At 43.2% G+C, this 18,462-nt stretch carries 23 protein-coding genes; 11 read left to right on the top strand and 12 right to left on the bottom strand.

Annotation, left to right across the window (positions count from 1 at the left end; translation table 11 throughout):
* Positions 1–21: 21 nt before the first annotated feature.
* On the top strand, positions 22–249 hold the full coding sequence (locus tag JKK62_RS16430; RefSeq protein WP_201428870.1) for a helix-turn-helix domain-containing protein: 228 nt from the start codon (positions 22–24) through the stop codon (positions 247–249).
* A gap of 148 nt (positions 250–397) precedes the next feature.
* Here JKK62_RS16430 and JKK62_RS16435 read toward each other — a convergent pair whose 3' ends face one another.
* The 4 genes from JKK62_RS16435 to JKK62_RS16450 are packed head-to-tail and all read right to left on the bottom strand — an operon-like array spanning position 398 to position 5,445.
* Complete coding sequence (locus JKK62_RS16435; protein WP_201428871.1) at positions 398–1,618, bottom strand: sensor histidine kinase; 1,221 nt, start codon at positions 1,616–1,618, stop codon at positions 398–400.
* A gap of 3 nt (positions 1,619–1,621) precedes the next feature.
* Positions 1,622–2,287, bottom strand: coding sequence for a response regulator transcription factor (locus JKK62_RS16440; protein WP_201428872.1), 666 nt, complete (start codon positions 2,285–2,287; stop codon positions 1,622–1,624).
* A gap of 22 nt (positions 2,288–2,309) precedes the next feature.
* A complete protein-coding gene (locus JKK62_RS16445; protein ID WP_201428873.1) occupies positions 2,310–3,065 on the bottom strand; it encodes an ABC transporter ATP-binding protein in 756 nt (251 codons plus the stop codon).
* A gap of 10 nt (positions 3,066–3,075) precedes the next feature.
* Positions 3,076–5,445, bottom strand: a complete 2,370-nt coding sequence (locus JKK62_RS16450) for an ABC transporter permease (protein WP_201428874.1) — start codon at positions 5,443–5,445, stop codon at positions 3,076–3,078.
* Positions 5,446–5,692: 247 nt separating this feature from the next.
* Here JKK62_RS16450 and JKK62_RS16455 point away from each other — a divergent pair, with 247 nt between their 5' ends.
* Positions 5,693–6,424: a hypothetical protein gene (locus JKK62_RS16455; RefSeq protein ID WP_201428875.1), complete on the top strand. Its 732-nt coding sequence runs from the start codon at positions 5,693–5,695 to the stop codon at positions 6,422–6,424.
* A 39-nt stretch (positions 6,425–6,463) separates the two neighbouring features.
* Positions 6,464–6,754: a hypothetical protein gene (locus JKK62_RS16460; RefSeq protein ID WP_201428876.1), complete on the top strand. Its 291-nt coding sequence runs from the start codon at positions 6,464–6,466 to the stop codon at positions 6,752–6,754.
* A 120-nt stretch (positions 6,755–6,874) separates the two neighbouring features.
* Here the strand turns inward: JKK62_RS16460 and JKK62_RS16465 are convergent, their stop codons facing one another.
* Complete coding sequence (locus tag JKK62_RS16465; protein WP_201428877.1) at positions 6,875–8,293, bottom strand: serine hydrolase domain-containing protein; 1,419 nt, start codon at positions 8,291–8,293, stop codon at positions 6,875–6,877.
* Between the two features lie 190 nt (positions 8,294–8,483).
* On the opposite strand from JKK62_RS16465, the gene JKK62_RS16470 reads away from it, so the two are divergent.
* The 4 genes from JKK62_RS16470 to JKK62_RS16485 all read left to right on the top strand — a co-directional run bounded on the left by JKK62_RS16470 (position 8,484) and on the right by JKK62_RS16485 (position 11,543).
* Positions 8,484–9,437, top strand: coding sequence for an amidohydrolase family protein (locus JKK62_RS16470; protein WP_201428878.1), 954 nt, complete (start codon positions 8,484–8,486; stop codon positions 9,435–9,437).
* A gap of 474 nt (positions 9,438–9,911) precedes the next feature.
* Complete coding sequence (locus tag JKK62_RS16475; protein ID WP_201428879.1) at positions 9,912–10,499, top strand: TetR/AcrR family transcriptional regulator; 588 nt, start codon at positions 9,912–9,914, stop codon at positions 10,497–10,499.
* A 3-nt stretch (positions 10,500–10,502) separates the two neighbouring features.
* Entirely contained in the window at positions 10,503–11,261 is a 759-nt protein-coding gene (locus tag JKK62_RS16480) for an EFR1 family ferrodoxin (protein ID WP_201428880.1), read from the top strand.
* A 75-nt stretch (positions 11,262–11,336) separates the two neighbouring features.
* Positions 11,337–11,543, top strand: coding sequence for a helix-turn-helix domain-containing protein (locus tag JKK62_RS16485; protein ID WP_201428881.1), 207 nt, complete (start codon positions 11,337–11,339; stop codon positions 11,541–11,543).
* Between the two features lie 25 nt (positions 11,544–11,568).
* Here the strand turns inward: JKK62_RS16485 and JKK62_RS16490 are convergent, their stop codons facing one another.
* Positions 11,569–11,877, bottom strand: coding sequence for a helix-turn-helix domain-containing protein (locus JKK62_RS16490; protein WP_201428882.1), 309 nt, complete (start codon positions 11,875–11,877; stop codon positions 11,569–11,571).
* Positions 11,878–12,001: 124 nt separating this feature from the next.
* Here JKK62_RS16490 and JKK62_RS16495 point away from each other — a divergent pair, with 124 nt between their 5' ends.
* The 4 genes from JKK62_RS16495 (at position 12,002) to JKK62_RS16510 (ending at position 14,089) form a co-directional block, all read left to right on the top strand.
* A complete protein-coding gene (locus JKK62_RS16495; protein ID WP_243411899.1) occupies positions 12,002–12,487 on the top strand; it encodes an SLOG family protein in 486 nt (161 codons plus the stop codon).
* A gap of 100 nt (positions 12,488–12,587) precedes the next feature.
* Positions 12,588–12,887, top strand: a complete 300-nt coding sequence (locus tag JKK62_RS16500; protein WP_201428883.1) for a flavodoxin family protein — start codon at positions 12,588–12,590, stop codon at positions 12,885–12,887.
* A complete protein-coding gene (locus JKK62_RS16505; RefSeq protein WP_201428884.1) occupies positions 12,871–13,356 on the top strand; it encodes a GNAT family N-acetyltransferase in 486 nt (161 codons plus the stop codon). Before JKK62_RS16500 ends, JKK62_RS16505 begins: the two co-directional genes overlap by 17 nt.
* 127 nt (positions 13,357–13,483) lie before the next feature.
* Positions 13,484–14,089 carry a helix-turn-helix domain-containing protein gene (locus JKK62_RS16510; RefSeq protein WP_201428885.1) on the top strand — a complete coding sequence of 202 codons (606 nt, stop codon included), beginning with the start codon at positions 13,484–13,486 and terminating at the stop codon, positions 14,087–14,089.
* Between the two features lie 302 nt (positions 14,090–14,391).
* Here the strand turns inward: JKK62_RS16510 and JKK62_RS16515 are convergent, their stop codons facing one another.
* From JKK62_RS16515 to JKK62_RS16540, 6 genes are all read right to left on the bottom strand, one after another.
* The gene (locus JKK62_RS16515) at positions 14,392–15,174 is read right to left on the bottom strand and encodes an alpha/beta hydrolase family protein (RefSeq protein ID WP_243411900.1); all 783 of its coding nucleotides are present in this window, start codon (positions 15,172–15,174) and stop codon (positions 14,392–14,394) included.
* 78 nt (positions 15,175–15,252) lie between these two features.
* Complete coding sequence (locus JKK62_RS16520) at positions 15,253–16,485, bottom strand: hypothetical protein (RefSeq protein WP_201428886.1); 1,233 nt, start codon at positions 16,483–16,485, stop codon at positions 15,253–15,255.
* Entirely contained in the window at positions 16,482–17,180 is a 699-nt protein-coding gene (locus tag JKK62_RS16525; protein ID WP_201428887.1) for an ATP-binding cassette domain-containing protein, read from the bottom strand. The genes JKK62_RS16520 and JKK62_RS16525 overlap by 4 nt, the downstream gene beginning before the upstream one ends.
* A gap of 4 nt (positions 17,181–17,184) precedes the next feature.
* Positions 17,185–17,355, bottom strand: a complete 171-nt coding sequence (locus tag JKK62_RS16530; RefSeq protein ID WP_201428888.1) for a hypothetical protein — start codon at positions 17,353–17,355, stop codon at positions 17,185–17,187.
* A gap of 76 nt (positions 17,356–17,431) precedes the next feature.
* Positions 17,432–17,635 (bottom strand): cysteine-rich KTR domain-containing protein, encoded by a 204-nt coding sequence (locus JKK62_RS16535; protein ID WP_092970503.1) that lies wholly within the window; start codon positions 17,633–17,635, stop codon positions 17,432–17,434.
* Between the two features lie 16 nt (positions 17,636–17,651).
* Complete coding sequence (locus JKK62_RS16540) at positions 17,652–18,266, bottom strand: TetR/AcrR family transcriptional regulator (protein WP_092970505.1); 615 nt, start codon at positions 18,264–18,266, stop codon at positions 17,652–17,654.
* Positions 18,267–18,462 lie beyond the last annotated feature (196 nt).

The raw sequence follows: 18,462 nt of genomic DNA on the forward strand, positions 1-18,462 counted from the left end.
AGACTTGAACCGATTTATAAGATGAATTTACCGCACAGAGCCTTTGTCGTTTATATCTACCTCAAGGACCGCGCCAACAAGGACGGAGTATGCTGGCCCTCTGTAAACAGAATAGCCGCCGACACAAAGTTGTCGGCGGCCACAGTGCGCAGAGCAGTCAAGGATTTGAGAGAAGCCAAGCTGATTGAAACCAAACAGCGGTATCGCTATAACGGAGAGAACAGCAGCTTGCTTTATACTTTGAAATAGTATGGTCATTTGGATAACTTGGTATATACGACAAAATATTAATCTATACTTGCCAATAAAACTGAAATCTCATTGAGTATAACAATAGGAAATCCAAAAATTAAGGAACACTGAATGGCATGCTTATTCAGTGTTCCTTTTTCTGTTATTATGCTATCGAAAATACTGCTGTTACAACCATATCGCTCTCTTGAATCTCAGCAAAAATATCGCCGTTCATTTTGCGCATCAGATTGCGGCAGATGTACAGTCCCAAGCCGCTTCCGCTGTTGCTGCCCACGTTGGAGCCACGCCAGAAGCTGTCGAAGATATGCGGCAGCTCGTTTTCGCTGAGTGTACAGCCGCTGTTGCGGATATGTACGAGCTGACAGTCGTCCTCTCTTGAAAACGCTATGGCGATTTCCTTGCCGTCGCCGTACTTGACCGCGTTTTCGATGATATTTTGCAGCACCTCAATACTTCTCTCCAAATCGCCCGAGAGAATACAATCTGAAAAGGAGTCTACGGTAAAGTCGATTTTCAGCAGGCTGAGCTTGTCAGTATAGAACGACTTGATTTTTTCAATTAGCGCCGACAGATAAAACTCGTCGTTATTGACCTCTAAATTCAGAAAGTCCTCGCTTGATGCTTTGACAATGCCGTCTACATAGCCGCGGATTTCCTCACACTTGCCGTTAATGTTCCGAGCGACCTCCAGCTTCTTTTTCTCATCCTTATACAAATCCTTTTCCAGCGCCTTTGCGTACAGCTCGATCACGCCGAGCGGCGTTTTGATATCGTGCGAGAGCGAGAGTACCATCGTCTTGTTCTGCTTTTGCAGGGCAAGCTCGGCGGATTTTTGATTCTCCAGCTTTTCGCGCAGCAGGTCAAGTCCCCAGAGAAATTTGCCGAAGTATTTGTCACGGCTTTCTTTCAGCGGAGCCGTTAAATTTCCCTTTGCAAGCTCCGTGGGATAGGCGCTGATTTTTTCAAACGGACGGATGATTTTGATAAACAGAAACAGGAGCAGAAGCAGGACAAACGCCGCCGTCACGCCGAAGCAGATGTTAAAGGACGTTATCGCCGCGTTGTTGTCAGCTTGGTAGGAATAATCAAAGCGATAGAGTTTGCCGCCGATTTCCTTGACAAGATAATCGCTGTCGCCGCCCCCAAAACCGTTTTCCTGTATCTCGATATTTTGAATATAGCGGTAATCGTCGAGAGAATACTCCTCTCCGCTTTCGATTTTCGCGGCGATTCTTTCCGCTTCAACACGATAAGGGCGACCCGCGTCACCCTTATTTTCGTAATGTAAAATGATGTTTGCCCCGGTGAAAATCACCGCGAGGACAGCGATAACCGCGATTGTCAGTTTGAGATAGCTTTTCATGGGTTACCTCTCGTAGCGATAGCCGACGCCCCAGACCGTCACAATATGGTCGGGATTTTTGGGGTTCGATTCGATTTTCTGCCGCAGCCATTTGATATGTACCGTCAGCGTTTGCGGTTCGGAAAAGCTGTCAAAGCCCCAAATCTGATTGAACAGATAGTCCTTGCTCAGCGTTTTGCCGGTGTTTTCCATGAGAAGAAGTAACAAATCAAATTCCTTTTGCGTAAGGTCGAGAGGGATTTTTTCCTTATACGCAATCCGCTTGCTCTTGTCGATTTTCAAAAAGCCGTCGGAGAGCACCTCGGTCTGATAACGCCGTGTGAAGATGCCTTTGATTTTAGCGAGCAAAATGTCGATATCATAGGGCTTTTCTATGTAATCGTCCGCACCGAGAATCAAGCCGTTAAGCTTGTCGTCTTTCTCGGTTTTGGCGCTGACAATGATAATCGGCGTGTTGGCGTTCTCTCGGATTTTGCGGCAGACCGCAAAGCCGTCGAGCCCCGGCAGCATAATATCAAGGATCACGAGCCTTGCGTCCTCTGATTCAAAGGCTTTCAAGGCGCTCTCTCCGTCGGTGCAATTCTGCACGGAATAGCCCTCTGCTTTCAGAAAATCACACAGCAGTGTTGCCATTTCAAGGTTATCTTCTACTACAAGAATGTCTATCATTATTTCTCACTCCAAAACCCGATTACCAGCCCTGTTCGAGGAGCCAGTTGTTGAGTGCTCTTTCGCGCTTTCTCTCTTCAAGTTCGGTATTATTATACTCGCCCTGAATATTTCCGTCAACGATGTAGAGCACGCGGGAGCATTTGGCGGCAACCTTTGCGTCGTGGGTGACGAGCATAATGGTGGTGCCGTCCGCGTTGATTTTGCAAAGCTCCTCCATCACCTCGTTGGAGCTTTGACGGTTGAGTGCGCCTGTCGGCTCGTCGGCAAAAATCATCTTGGGGTTGTTGATCATACTGCGGCAGATGCACGCTCTTTGCAGCTGACCGCCCGACACCTCGTTGATGTCGTTGTCGGCAATTTCGATGATTCCCAGCCTGCGCATCAATTCCTTGCCGCGCTCGAGCTTTTCTTTTGCGGAAAGCATATTGTTTTTTGATTGACGTGCGGGAAGAATGATGTTGTCGAGCACGGATAGGTTTTTGAGCATATACATTTGCTGAAAGATGAAGCCCATTTCGTCAAGCCGGAGTGATGCAAGCTCCGTCGGCTTCAGCGCGGAAATATCCTTGCCGCCGAACAGAACCTTGCCCGCCGTCATGTTGTCCATTCCCGAAACGGTGTAGAGCAGGGTGGACTTGCCCGAACCGGAAGGTCCCATTACGGCGACCATTTCGCCCTCGTCAACCGAAAAGTTGACGTTGCGCAGCACGTTGTTTTGTCTTTTGTTGGTGATATATGTTTTACAAAGGTCTGTAACTTCCAAAATATTAGCCATGATGATTCTCCTATTCTACTGCGTTGATTTCGTTTGAATTGACCTTGCGGATACCGAGAGCGGTCAGAAATACGCTGAACACGGTCGCGGCAAGGACGATTGCGGGATAGATGATGTAGGTTTTGAGCACATCGGTATCGAAGATGATGTTTTTCGCGCCCATCATTCGGAAGACGCCGCCTGTCGCCAGCTTGCCGATGGGGTCGGCGAGCGCAACCGAGAGCAGTACAGCCGCTATCATCACAATCGCGATTCGCAAGGTCTGCCACAGGATAATGGAGCGGTTCTTGAAGCCGATCGACTTGAGCATGGCAATCTCGCCGCGCTCCTTTGTGAGAAAGCTCTTTTCCATCAATACGGCAACTAAAATATCGATCAGAATGATAATCGGCAGCAGCAAACCCGTTACTCCGTCCATCATACCTCCTACGCCGCCTACGCAGTAATCGACATAGTCGCCCGCGTTCATTACCTTGTCATTGGGATACATTTCTTTGATGGTTTCTATTCTTTTCTCAATCTCAGAGGAACTTGGATTGTCATGAAAACGAATCTGAAAATCGTTGATTCCCGCAAGGTTCTTAAAGCTGAAGGTTTGACCGGGATACAGGCGGATATTGTCTCCCATAGACATCATTGTCTGGTAGGTCGCCGTAATCATACACTCTGTCTCGCCGTCAAGAGTTTTTACCGTGACGGTATCTCCGATTGCGACATTTAATTTGTCAGCGACAACATACGACATGGCAATCTCGTGCTTGTTCTGCGGCGCGGTGCCTTCCAAATACAGATACTCGTCCGGCGTCATATTCACGCCCTCTACGCCGTGGGTTTTCAGCTCTGTATCGCCTTTGACAACGACAACATTTGAAATGGTTTCCACAAAGCAATCCGCTTCCCAGCCCTTTTCAGCGAGGTCAGATTCCACCTCGGCTATCTTATTGTTGAGCTTCTCTCTGCCGTCGGGAACCATGTATTTTTCAATCGCACCCGATTCCACAACCGCCGCGTCACACTGAGCCATATTTATCCAGCCGAGCATCTTGCCGCTCTTCATCGTTGATGAGATATTCAGTCCTATCATCAGCATAGAGATGCCGATGAAGAACGTAAACAGCATAATCAAAAAACGCTTGGGACTGCTGAGAATGTCGTTGACTGCCATGAAGAACACGGGGCTTACGGGCTTTTTGCCGAGCTTAATGATGCCTTTTTTCTTATATCGTTCGCCTGTTGTGCCGCTGCGGATAGCATCAACAGGCGTGAATTTTTTTACCTTGCGCGTGCTTACATAACAGAACAGCACGATAATTCCCACAACCGATATTGCGCAAAGAATACTCAGCAGAACGCCGCCCGCGCTGTCCATCAAAATACTCTGCGACACCATTTTGAGCAGCATACTGCCGAACGGAAAGGAAAGTGCCAAGCCGACGATTGCGCCCAAAACAGAAATTGCCAGATATTTTATCAGATACAGCGAGCGGATCTTTCCGTTGGGAATACCGATCGCCTTCATAATTCCTATCTGCCTATATTCCTCGCTGAGCGTAAAGCTGATGGTAAAACGCAGGATAACAACGGCAATCAGAATCAGCGCAATACTGACGATAAGCAGAATGCCCGCAATCGTCATTTCTATAGTATAGGACATGCGGAACAGAGCGCGGTCTCCGCTGAACGCCGTCGCATCACATTCGTTCAGCGCTCTTTCCAGTGAAGGAAGGTCATCAGTATCAATAAAGCTGACATAAAACAAGTATGGCTCAATTGATTCCGCTTTTTCAAATGCCTTGAAATCGTTTTCGGAAATCAGAAACCGCGCGTTGCCCATTAGGCGTGAACCGAGTATCGCGTCCTTGAGCGTATCCTTCACCGTGAAGGTGAGGGAAATGTTATTAACGGTCAGCTTCACCTTATCCCCTATCTTAGCGTTGCCGTTATCGAGGACAGATTGACGGACGTACAGCTCTCCGTCCGGAACCTCTGTGATTTCATTATCGTTGCTGTCAAAATAGGTTTCAATCCGGTGTGACAAGCAGCTGATTAAGCTGGTGTTTGCGGCTTGATTCTCCTGCGCGGTTTCACGTCCGATGAATTTGTGGTCGGTCAGAAAGATGCACTTCTCCTGTCGAATCCGCTTCACACCCTCGGCTTTCTTCACGGCGTCCTTTACCGTCACACTGCCGCCGCTGCGCTCAAGAGCTATATAGTCGCCGACTCCTGCCTTGTCAAAAAAGCTGTCGAGCGAGCCGGTCACCGCCGTCAGATTTGTCACGCTCGAGGAAATGAACATCACCGACAAAATGACGAACAGCAGGACAATCACATTCATTGTCTTTTTGCGTTTCAGGTCGCGTTTTAAAATGTCAAAAAACATACGCCTTCTCCTTTTCTGCTTTTCATTGTATCACAAAACCGTGTCTTGTGAACCTTGCAGATTGAGTATAACGGAGAAATTATTAAATAATCCTTAAATACAAAAATCTTTTCAATAAAAATAATTCGGTTGCCATCCGTAGGTGATTGTTTTGCGATTTTTATTGCACTAAGCGTTGCTAAATGATATAATATAAACTGTTAAATTGAAAATCCAAATATTTATCATTTGAGATTGTGAGGCTAATATGATCCTTCAAATCAATCAGGTGACCGCGAACGGCAGAAATCAATTTGAAATTCTTGAAAACGGACAGCTTTTGTTCAGAGGCTCGGCTCCGTTCTATAATCCCGGGATACCGATCGGCGGCGACGTTTTCCGCAAGCTTACGCTGACGGATGTAATGAATCGCTCGATTTTGTATACCGACTATAACACGGTCGAAAACCTTGCCGCGTCAGCTGTCCCGTTGAACTGGCTGTTTAAGGGCGCAAAGCAGGTGTGCCGCTATTCCGTGCTCAACGGAGAGAATCAGATTGTCGGACGCTTTTACTTTGAGCAGACCGGCATAGCGAAAACCAAGCTTGTGATAGAATGGCGCGGAAGGCTGATAGCCTGTTATCAAAAGGGAGCCGGCAAGAAAGAGGTCATCTCCTTTTATGACGGCGAAACGCAGATCGGACAGCTGACAAAGCCCAACGCTGTCGTCAATAACCTCGACTGCTATCTGCTGCATTTCCTTGATAACAGCCTTGACCGCGAGATCGCCGCTTTCTTTACAATTTATTATGATTTTCTTCGCCACAACCACAGCGGCGAAATTGTAAAGAAGGGTCGGCGTACGGATGTTGAATTCACCTTTGATCTGTATAACAAATTTTACAACAAGAATTTTATAGTAGAAAACTTCGGCAAAGAAGAAAACGAACGCGTGGAGCAGTTCATCAAAGACGCGTACAAGGTACGCAAAAAGAAATAAGGAGAAAGCTATGTTTGGCAAGAAAAAATTTGACGGAGAATGTCAGGGAAGATTTACGGGCGAGAAGTTATCTACGGCAAGCGCTTTAATGAGTCGAACGGAACGACTCCTACGGACGGCGTTCAGGTTGAGGCGTATATCGGCTTTAACACCGCTCACGCGGGAGGCAATATGAGATATCCCGTGTACGAATATGAGGTTAACGGAGTAACCTATCGCCGCGCCAAAACAGGCGTTTCCTACAACAGCGGTCACGTTGCGAAAATGAAAGATAAGCCCTGTAAGGTGCTTTACGAAACAGCGAATCCCGGAAACTCAAAGGCGAAATAATAGTCAGGAGATTGCCGCAAGGATAAAGTGCAGGCACAAATGCCATTACGAGTGTAACGAAAGATAGTATAACAATGCCGACGGAGTTTTAAAGAGATCACTCCGTCGGCTGTATTATTCTTAATTATTTTTTTGCTTGACACGAATATTATGTATCAGCATTATTGATTTTATAACACCTGTAACAAATAGCATAGTTGATGATAGAACGACGGTAATAAAAACATCCGGTACAAATGCTTCTGCTACCCAAAGCGGTGTTTGGAAGAAAACAGGAACAACAAGCAAAATGAATATCGGCAATATCAAATGATAAATCACAAGGGTAATTACCTTGCGGACTTTTTTATTCTTCTTGAGTGATTTTCGATAGCGGATTAAGAAACAAAGGGGAAGAACGGCAACAGCAAAGACCGCAATCATAATCAGGTCAATTCGCAAATGGTTTAGCAGATATGCGTTATCCGCTATTTCATTTGGACTTTCACCCAAAAGCATCAGTATGACGCCCCATCCCAAGCTATCCATCATTTCATTCGTCACAAAGTAATCATTGACGTTAGTTGTAATGGCGACGCCGAGTCCGCTTTCGGGAAGAATAAATACGCAAGAGGTACCCGTTTCCACCAGACCGCTGTGACGCAATACCGGCTCAGACAACGGCTCTTTGACAGTTGCCCAGCCATAGCCGTACCAAAACGGAACATCATCCTCTACATAAACGGTATCTCCGTAAAACATTTTATCAATACTTTGCTTTGAGATAATATCCTCTCCACCGTTCAAGTACATTTGCAAATATCGTCCGAGATCGTTGGTCGAGGAAGAAAGATAGCCTGCGGGAACTGTGATCCAAGCATTTTCCGAGGTAGGGTACTTGTGACTGCGTTTCAGCTGAAAGCCCCAAAAATCGGTGTAACCGTCTATCAAACCATTATTGATACTTTCTTTTTGTGTGGCGGCAGTATGTGAAAGGTCAAGAGGTTCAAAGATATTTTTCGTTACATATTCCTCATAAGATAAGCCGCTGACCTTCTCAATGATTTTACCAAGTAACGAGTAATTCACGTTGGCGTAGTGATGCTCACCCTGTTCATTAATGATATGAAAGTTTTCAAGTGTTTGGTGTTCGCCAAGTCCTCCCGTATGATTGAGTAACTGACTGACCGTGATTTTATCTCCGTCCGCAGCATTTGGCAGATAAGCCGAGATTTTTTCGTCTAAATTGATTTTTCCTTGTTCGATAAGCTGCATTACACAGACCGCCGTGAAGGATTTGCTGACCGAGCCGAGAACAAACGGTGTATCGCAGTCATCACACTCCCCGTAACAGCTTGAAAACAACACATTATCCTTGTTTACGATGGTAATGGAAAGCGCCGGAATATGGGCGTTTTCAACACAGGTCTGTAAATATTCATCAACCGTATCATCATTTATTTTGTTTGTTGCTGCGCCGACAGATAACGAATTGCATATCATTATAGACAATATAACAACCGCAATCATAACGATACTTAAAAACTTCCTTTTTGTCACAGTCTTCACCCTCAATTATCAGATATGATTGTCCACCTTAAATTGTTACGTCAATTTTATCATACAACTGAAAATAACGCAATACAAGACGCCGCCAAGCAGGAAACAATCTTTCTTGGCGGCGTTTTCTATTGCTAAATATTCGGAGTCGTGGTAGAATAAAAATGATATAAGTAAAGGTGTTGTAATTATGATGACTTTTATTGAAGCACTTAGAAACGGAGACTTAGATGCAATCCGAAGTTTCCCAAAATCGGATTTACATAACCATTTTGTGCTTGGCGGTAACAGAGAGTATATATTTGAGAAAACCGGATGTGAGGTTAAACCAATTTCCAATCCGGTGAAATCTATGAAGGAAATGGATGCTTGGAGCACTGAGTATATCGGAAACCGCTTTAACAGTACAGAAGGCAGAAAGCTGTTAATTGAAGCGACCTTTGCGCAGGCAAAGAACGATGGTGTAACCGTGTTAGAAATCGGTGAAGATGTATGGGGACTTGGTGAGTTTTTTCACAATGATATTGACGAACTGATTTATTCTTTTCAGGAAGCGAATGATAAGATTGCTCCAGAGATTGAATTGCGTTTGCAGATCGGTTTATCTCGTCATTGTCCGGTTGACTATTTGATGGATTGTCTAAAGCACTTTTGGGGACATAGGGAGTTTTATTCTATCGACCTTTACGGCGACGAGCTGGCGCAGCCAATTGAAAACTTTATCCCTATTTACGAAAAAGCCGCAGAAAACGGATTGGTGCTAAAAGCACACGTCGGCGAATGGGGTACGGCACAAGACATTATTACAGCAGTTAAAGCATTACAACTCAATGAAGTGCAGCACGGTATTGCTGCTGTTCAAGATGAAGATGTGATTGATTTTCTTGTAGAAAAAGACATTAGACTAAACATCACCCCTTCGAGTAATGTTCTGTTAGGGCGTGTAAACGATATGGCTTACCACCCGATAGCCCAACTTTACCGAAAAGGAGTAAATGTAACAATCAACTCTGATGATGTGCTGATTTTCGATTCCGATGTATCAAAGGAATACCTTCGTTTATATCAATCGGGGTGTATGACATCGGAGGAGCTGGACGACATTCGGATTAAGGGTTTGAATAGGAAATCGTTTAATCTTTGAAAAAACAATGATAGTATTAATACCCATTGAAAACAAAGCTAAATTGCGGTATAATAACCGTACAGAAAAGTTTATCCAATACAGCTAAAAATCCTCTCACTGTTATCAATGCTGATAATAAAATGATAACAAGAGGGGCTATAGGCAGGAGAATATGGATATATCAAATAATAGAAAGCACCACAGATAGCACAGATAATAATTCATACACGGATTTGTTTCAGTGCTATCGAGTGGGAATGATATTGCATCGCAAAATCAACCATGTACGTTATACGATCTTATCATAACTGACGCTGTGCGTCACCACAATTTAAATTGATAACACAACAGCCGCCAAGTGAGGTAATCTCCTGCTTGGCGGTGTTTTTTATACAGGTTACATATTGACTATTATTTTATACCATGCGATATCTTGACACTGATAAGATTGTATGATATAATCTTTACAGTGATAAGATTGGAGGGGCATTAATGGAGAAAAAACCATACCATCATGGAGAATTGAAAAAGGCGCTTATTGAAAACGGGATAGAGTTTATCAATCAATATGGAGAGGAAAAGCTATCGCTGCGAAAAGTTGCTGAAAAGTGCGGTGTAAGCAACGCCGCTCCTTATGCGCATTTTAAGGATAAAGATGATTTTATAAATGCTATGCAAAAATATGTTATGGAGGCATTTATGAATTCATTAACGATTTGTGTTAATGAATGTAAGGACGAAACACAGATTCTTTCAGAGTTGGGCGTTTGTTATGTTATGTTTTTTTATCACAATCCGCTTTACTTCGACTTTTTGTTTTCACGCAAAAGTATTCAAATAAGATTATCTTCAGATAACAGCGATATACCGCCGTTTGAGCTGTTCAGAAGAACAGCAAAAAATGTATTGGGAAAAATGGGTATATCGGAAGAAAATGTCCGATATAAAACAACCGCAATGTGGGCGCTGGTTCATGGTCTGGCAGCTTTATCGGCTATGCCCAATATCGATATAGTTTGGGAATCGGAAGTTAGAGCAATAATCAATTCAGTTGATATTTCAGATATAAAGGAGAGCTGACAGATGATTGGTATTTATTTGAGCGGAATAGGAAATACAAAGCATTGTATTGAGAGATTAGTAAAACTATTAGACCAATCTGCAAAAACGATTCCCTTGGAAAATAGAAACATCATTAGTGAAATAAAAAACAATGACACAATTATTTTGGGTTATCCCACCCAGTTTTCCAATGCTCCTGTTATGGTTCGGGATTTTATTAAATTAAATGATATTTGGGGAAACAAGAGAGTTCTGTGTGTCACAACAATGGGCGCTTTCAGCGGTGACGGTGCAGGCTGTACGGCAAGGATTTTGAAGAAAAAAGGAGCTATCATTCTGGGTGGTTTGCAAATTCATATGCCTGATTCTGTTTGCGACAGTAAAATGTTAAAAAAGTCCATTGAAGAAAACAGAAAAATTATTTTCGAAGCGGATAAAAAGATTGAAAAGGCAGCGCTTGATATCCAAAACGGTAAATATCCTCAAGAGGGAATTAGTTTCTTTTCGCATATCATCGGTCTTTTTGGTCAAAGACTGTGGTTTTATAACAAAACGAGTCATTATTCAGATAAACTAAAAATAAACGATAGCTGCATTGGCTGTGGACTTTGCAGCCAAATTTGCCCAATGAACAACATAACAATCGAAAATAATAAAGCAGTTGCTGGAAATATGTGTACAATGTGTTATAGGTGTATCAGTCATTGTCCGCAAAAAGCAATTACATTGATCGGAAAAGCAGTTCAAGAGCAATGTCAGTATGATAAATATATAAAATAAATACCAAGCTGAAAATATTTAAAACTGTTGATTTACACCTGATAAGCGCAGCCGTCAAGTGGGGTGATTTCCTTCTTGGCGGCTGTGTTGTTATTCATCTTTTTTGTGCAAGCTACAAATATACATATCCGTGACGAATATCTCACTATCACAGAATTTGCAGAGCAGAATAAAAGAACAAGAAAAGAAATAGAGAAGCTCATTGACAGCGGAAAGCTAAAATACTTCCGAAAAAGTCCTCTTGGCTATATTTATATCCATAAAGACGAAAAATTACCGTGATGGCTTAAATACATCACGGTAAAAATTATTTCTGATTCATCTTTTTAAGGAGGATAAGGGCTGCATCTCTCTGTTCCTCGGATAACGCTGACCAACAATCAAGCAGATCTCTTGTTTTATCGTTTACCTCTATCAATTCTCCGTCCGCAAAGAACTGCGACATTGTAATGCCAAAGCCTTTGCAGATTGATTCCAATGTAGTGACAGACGGAACAGCATTGCGCTTTATTATATTAGCAATGGTGGAATCTGATAAATCGCTTTCCTTTGCCAAGCGATACGCCGACCAACCTCTTTGTTTTAATAACTGTTTGATTTTCTCAGTAGCATCCATATATCCGTACCTCATTTCTGTAATAATTGTACCCTTTTCTGAAACGGTATAATATAGTATAATTGTAATAAACTATCGTTAAATAAAACGATAATATACTATATTAAACAATGGAGATAAAAGGATGACAAAAGCAGAAATGAGAGAACACACCTGTTGCTTTACGGGACACAGAAAAATTCCTCAAACTGAACTCGGCAATGTAAAACAAGAATTAAGAAAAGCCATAATATCGGCAATCAATGACGGATACCTCTATTTTGGTGCAGGCGGGGCGTTAGGTTTTGATACCCTTGCGGCACAAACGGTATTAGAGCTAAAGAAAAAATATCCCGATATACGCCTGATCCTTGTTCTTCCTTGTCTGTCGCAAACAAGGAATTGGAAAGCAGCTAATATATCGGAATATGAGAGAATAAAGCAAAAAGCAGACAAGGTTGTTTATACATCAAAAGAATATACGAGAGATTGTATGTTCAAAAGAAATTGCCACCTTGTCGATAACAGTAGTTTGTGTATTTGCTATTTGAAGGAACAATCAGGCGGCACAGCATATACGGTCAAATATGCTACAACTCACGGTTTGACTGTACATAATATCGCTTTGTGATTCATAGAAAATCTAATTGCCATATTGCCTGTTTCGTGGTAGAATTTGAATGTATTCATTAAAGAATGATTTTGCTTTATTAATTAGAAGGTGAAAACTTATGAGTAGAATAGTTGTATTGATTGGAAGTAATCGTAGAAATGGAAACACCGAATTATTAGCTAAAGCTTTCGCAGAAGGCGCAAGTAAAAATAATATTGTAGAATTAGTATCTGCTGCTGATTTCACAGTCAATCCATGTATAGGTTGCAATACTTGTTTCTTAAGAGAAGGAAATAAATGCTTTCAAAACGATGATATGCCTAAAATATATGAAAAGCTAAGAAACGCTGATGGGTTTAAGTCCTCATTTCTTGGTGGCTGGGAGAAAATAAGAGGTATGTATGAAATACATAATTAGAGAAATGCACCCAAACGAAAATTTTTTACTTGAAGATTTCTTGTATCAGGCAATCTATCAGCCCGATAAAACAAATTTAGCACCGAGGTCGATTATTAAGCAACCTGAATTACAAGTGTATATTAAGGATTTCGGCACCAAAAAGGATGATTACTGCTTTTGTGCCGAGGTAGACGGTAAGATTGTCGGGGCAGTATGGGTACGCAATATAAACGGCTACGGCAGCGTTGATAATAATACAGTCGAATTTGCGATTTCTGTTTTTGACGAATATCAAAAAATGGGTATTGGCACAGCGTTGATGAATAAAATGCTTGAGCATCTCAACAAGCTGAATTATTCAAAAGCCTCTCTCGCTGTTCAAAAAGAAAACTATGCTGTCCGAATGTATCAAAAGGTCGGATTTGAAATCGTTGATGAAAACGAGCAGGAATATATAATGATTCAAAATTTAGGTAATGAAAAATGACAAATCGTCCCGAGGATTAAGCCTTCTATCCAACGCAGAGTTCCGGTAAATGCTGAATTCTACGTTTCGTGGGTGTTCTTTTTGGGTTTTTTATCGTACAATTTCTTCGTGAAAGGCGGTGTCGGTTATGGATCAAATCAAAATCGGAAATTTTATTTCGACAATGAGAAAAGAGCAGGGACTTACTCAGCGACAGCTTGCGGATAAGCTTTTAATTAGTGACAAAACCGTGAGCAAATGGGAATGCGGCAAAGGTATGCCCGAGGTTTCGTTGATGTTACCCTTGTGCGATGCTCTTGGGATAAATCTCAACGAATTGTTTTCCGGTGAAAAGCTAACCGACGCTGACTACAAAAAGAAAGCGGAGGAAAATATTATGAACCTTGTAAAAGAAAAATCAGAAAGCAAAAAGAAAATCATACTGTCGGTTATCGTCATGGTGATTACCTTCATGGCGGGAGTCGTTTTGATCATGACGTCAGGCTTATTGGAAATGCCGCTATGGTTCCGTATTCATCTTATTGTGACAGGCGCAATCGCCATTATCGGAGGTATTCTGGTGGCGACTATGCTTGATATGGACGCAGGAACCTTTGAATGTAAATACTGCGAAACGCGCTTCAAGCCAACCACAGGAGAGTATCTCAAGGGTGTGCATACAATCACAAAGCGAAAGCTGAAATGCCCTCATTGCGGTAAAACGAGCTACTGCAAACGCAGGCTGACACATTAAAATACCGTAAACCTATATCAAAGCCATTATAATTGACCCGAACAATAGAAGCGAGATTTGGGTGCCTGTTGTGAAAAAGTAATATGAAAGAAATACTCCGCAGATTGAAATTATTCCATGCTGCGGAGTGTATTTTCTTATGCAAGAATTTGGAGAAATGCAATTGACCAATTAAATGTTATCTTCTAAAATAAAACTGTGACTGAAACCGAACGGTGATAATAACGAGGAAAGGAGAGAATGGTTTGACTAATAAATGGTAGAAACTTACGATACTGTTGTAAATATATATGATTAAGTTTTTATATGTTTTGTTTTATAAATTGTATGACCTCCGCGGATGTCAAATAATCCTCATGTTCAATCCCCGAAAAAATTTTCAATTCCGCGTCTGCGTAGCATTCTGCCAGTTTCCCTTGAAGTTCAGCAGGAAGGGTTGTATCCGCATCGGAACCAATCACGGTCACAGGGCAGGTAGTTTTTGCGGCATATTGATCCACATGGATGTTGTTTTTGATAAAGGCTTGAAGCGGTCCCCAATAGAACGGAAGGATACGGTTATACATATCTGCGCTTGTCCGATAACCGGAGAGAAGAAATAATTGGCTGCAATTGCGAATGCCGGCTAAATAAGCTGCCATTCCGCAACCGTAGCTGTGTCCCATTACAATAATCTCCTTGCCGGGATACCGCATCGCTGCATAGTCATACAGCGCCTCGGCGGACTTTTGCATTGTTTGCAGATTCATCCTGCCGGTGCTTTCCTGCGTGCCGTAGTAATCCACCGAGAGGAATGGACAATCGTAATACCCGGCATACATGCCAACTGTATTGTAAGCTACATACATGGAGCCTCCAAAGCATAGAATTACATTATTGGATTCTTGTTCAAGAGCATATCCATATCCAATCAGCCCATCATCAATCTGAATTCTTTCGGGCTGAAATGTTACCTGTTGCAGTTTTCTGTCCCCTTTGTAAAATGAGTACGAGATTGTTTGCATCACAAAGTCTCCGATAAACAGGACAATTAGTATCCACATAAGTATTTTCAAAATTATATAGGCAACATTCATGTTTTTCATCCTTTCCATCCTTTCTGCTCTCGCCAATTGGCTGTTTCAAAGCAGACGTGTGTTGCTTTGAACATTCGTAGTCCAATTTTACATTTCCTTATTTATCTCTCTTGTGTTTTTCAAAAATGCGAAACCGCTGACTTCTACGATCATAGCACCCAGCCATACCCACACAGCGATAGGGTACAAACTAATTACTCCGGCAATCAGCATCATCACCGCCGGCACGAGGTATTTCCTCGGATGATGCCACAGATCGGTTTCGACCTTCCATCTGCGAAGCGGACGAAGCCACTCCAACGCCACAGATAAAATGGAACTCTGCAAGGCAAACAGCACAGCGGTCAGAAGCTCTATATAGCCGACGCCACCGTTTCTGAACTGCCAGCATATTAGGTAAATGCCGCTTATCATGGAGTTTGCGCAGAAGATGAAAAGACAATATTGGGTACAAAAGCGCATGACCTGCCCGGGCATTGCCCGCAGACCCTGCTCCGTATCGGGATCGCCTGATATGAGCGTACAGATCGGCGTATTCAAGCTCAATACGGCAAAGCCCATCGGCATATTGTTAAAACCATTAAGCTGACCGAGAATAAAGGGTAACACGCAGGCAAAGGCGCAGAGCGCGATTGTGTTGAGAAGATAGTTGGTATTTGATGTGAGATAGCGCAACAGATACACGAATACGCTTGCCGTGCCGGATTTGTGCTTTACGACCTGCCGTGTGTGGCCGGAACGGTAAAAAACATAGGCGTCCGTCCGCGTTAGCAATATAAATGCGATCACGATGCTCACGGTGCAGGCCACAGCCATGACCAATGCCCCCGGAGCGAGGAAGATCGCTGCCGCGATGCCCGAAGTCCATATCGCCACAAGCGGCCATTTTTTGCAGATCGGCATGGAGTACCACGCCGCCGCCAGCAAGCATCCGTTCACGGCGCACAGCAGCGCCGTCACCATCTGTGCAACATTCCACCCGCCGACCGCAAACAGCAGCGCCAGCACGAAAAACGACTTGGTGATTAGCGTGTAGGCGGCAAAGGACAATACATAAGAAAGCGTCAGGCCGTTGCGTGGAAAAGGGAGCATAAACAGCCCCATGAAGGTTTCCGCATGACGGTTTGAGCCGATTGTCTGCCACATGATACCCGCCGAAAACGCCGTGGCCGTCAGATAAAGGATAAACGGAGCTATTGTTATACGGACGCCTGCGCCAAAGAGAGAGAAGAAAAGGATTACGCTGACCAAAAGGCTTCTGACGATCCTCTCGTATTTCGCCCCGAACAACTGCTTGCAAATCGCTCTCGCCGCGCTCATTCCTTGAGTACCTCCCGGATCGTTTCAGCGTTGATTTCCGGCCCGGTAAAGGTATTCCGTATCCGCCCCTGTTCCAATACAAGCACACGGTCAGAGGTCAGGCAGATGCTTTCCAAAATGTGAGAGGAAAAGAGTATCGTGCCATATTGCCGGTATCCGTTTATCAGCTCGTATAGATATTCCGTGCTTTGGAAGTCGAGGCCGCTCCACGGCTCGTCCAAAAGAAGCAGCTTCGGATGGAGCGCAAAGGCGGTCATCAAATATGCCTTTTTCAGATTTCCCGTTGACAGTTCTTTCAGCAGTACGTCAATGTAATCTTCAAAGTGGAAGCCCCGCACCAGTGCTGAAAAATCCGGCTGTTTCACGCCGTAGGACGCCGCCGCATAAGAAAGATACTCACGAAAGGTGAAATATCCAAAAGAATGATCTTCCGCGAATACGGTATATCGGTTTTCCTTGAACGTCCTGTCCTGAAAAGAAAATGCTTCCCCCTGCCACTTGGCCGTGCCGATTTGAAAGCTGCTAATCAGCCCGGAGAGTGTTTTGATAAAGGTCGTCTTTCCGGCACCGTTCAGTCCGATCAGACCAACGATTTCATGGTCGCCAAGCTCCAATGAGAAATTGTCAAGTACGTTTTTCCCCGGCGAGTACCACACGTTTAATCTGTCGATGGTCAGAAGGGTTAAGTCCTCCATCTCATCACCTCCGCTTGTTCTTTTCCCTTTTCCAACCAGTATAGGCGCTGAGAAGAAAGGCGATACCCAAAACAGCATACAGTCCGGCAAAGGGATAGTTGTTCTGCACACAGCATACAACAGCGGCAATCAGCCAGATGATACCTACGGCCAGACGTATTACAATATGGCGCATTATTTTTCCCTCCTTAGAAGATTTTTCATATCTTTCACCTCGCTGATAATAAAGAGCCGATGTACTTTGTGATTGCTCACAAGTTCATCGGCTCTGCGTCTAAAGCGTCCGGCTCTTTGATGACTGATATATTTTGTTTTATAAGATTGATCATCGTTTCTTTTTTACACTTGGGGCAAAAAAGCGGAAAGTTTTCAAGTACGGTATCCGGTCTGACCTTCGTACGGGTTTTATTGCCGCAAATAGGGCAAAGCACCCATGTGACTTTATAGTGATTCATATTGTTATCCCTTCTATCAGAAACCCAATAAAGCTCTCCAGCCGGATGTAAAAAACGCGCCTGCAGTCTTTATATAGATGTCTGCTTCTTCTCTTGAAAAATCATTTCTAATGAATTCCACATAGGTACGATATTGATTTCGCATCATAAGCGAAATAGTTTCCTTCTTAATCAAAGGAATGGAGAATCCTTTTTCCCTTAATTCCGGCAAAGTACGAAAAACAATTTGTGTTTCGTAGTCTGCGACACGGTCTACGATGTTTTCATAACGTGTTCCATCCGCACAGCAAATCAGCAGCTTCATACCGTCGAAATTCTCATAGATGAAATCAAGTGTTTCGGAAAAGATTTTGTCCTTGTCCCAAACCTTGTCTGTTTGTTCCAACTCAAACATTTCATCCTTTTCGTTTTCAGCAAGGTGTAGTATTTCTCGTATGCTCTCTATAAGCGGATCAACCAAAGCAGAAAACAGAGCTTCTTTACTATCGAAGTGCTTATAGATACCGGGAGCAGAAATACCCACAGCATCAGCAATCTGCTGCATGGATGTGCCTTGAAAACTGTTTTGCAGGAAAATCCCTCGGGCAATATTCAATATCTTACTCGGCGTATTACCTTTTTTTGCCGGCATGATTGACCTCCGCAACGGTATTGATTTGATAAGTTAACGCCATTAACCTTTGTCCAATATATCATGTTTTTATAAAATTGTCAAGAATTAAAGTTTAGATATATGATTAGATCAGATGAATATTGACATGATGCATAAAAATTCACGTATTATTTTGTTTGAGGTTACGCGATTAACCTATTGAAACATCAGTATC

The organism is Ruminococcus difficilis (assembly GCF_016680995.1).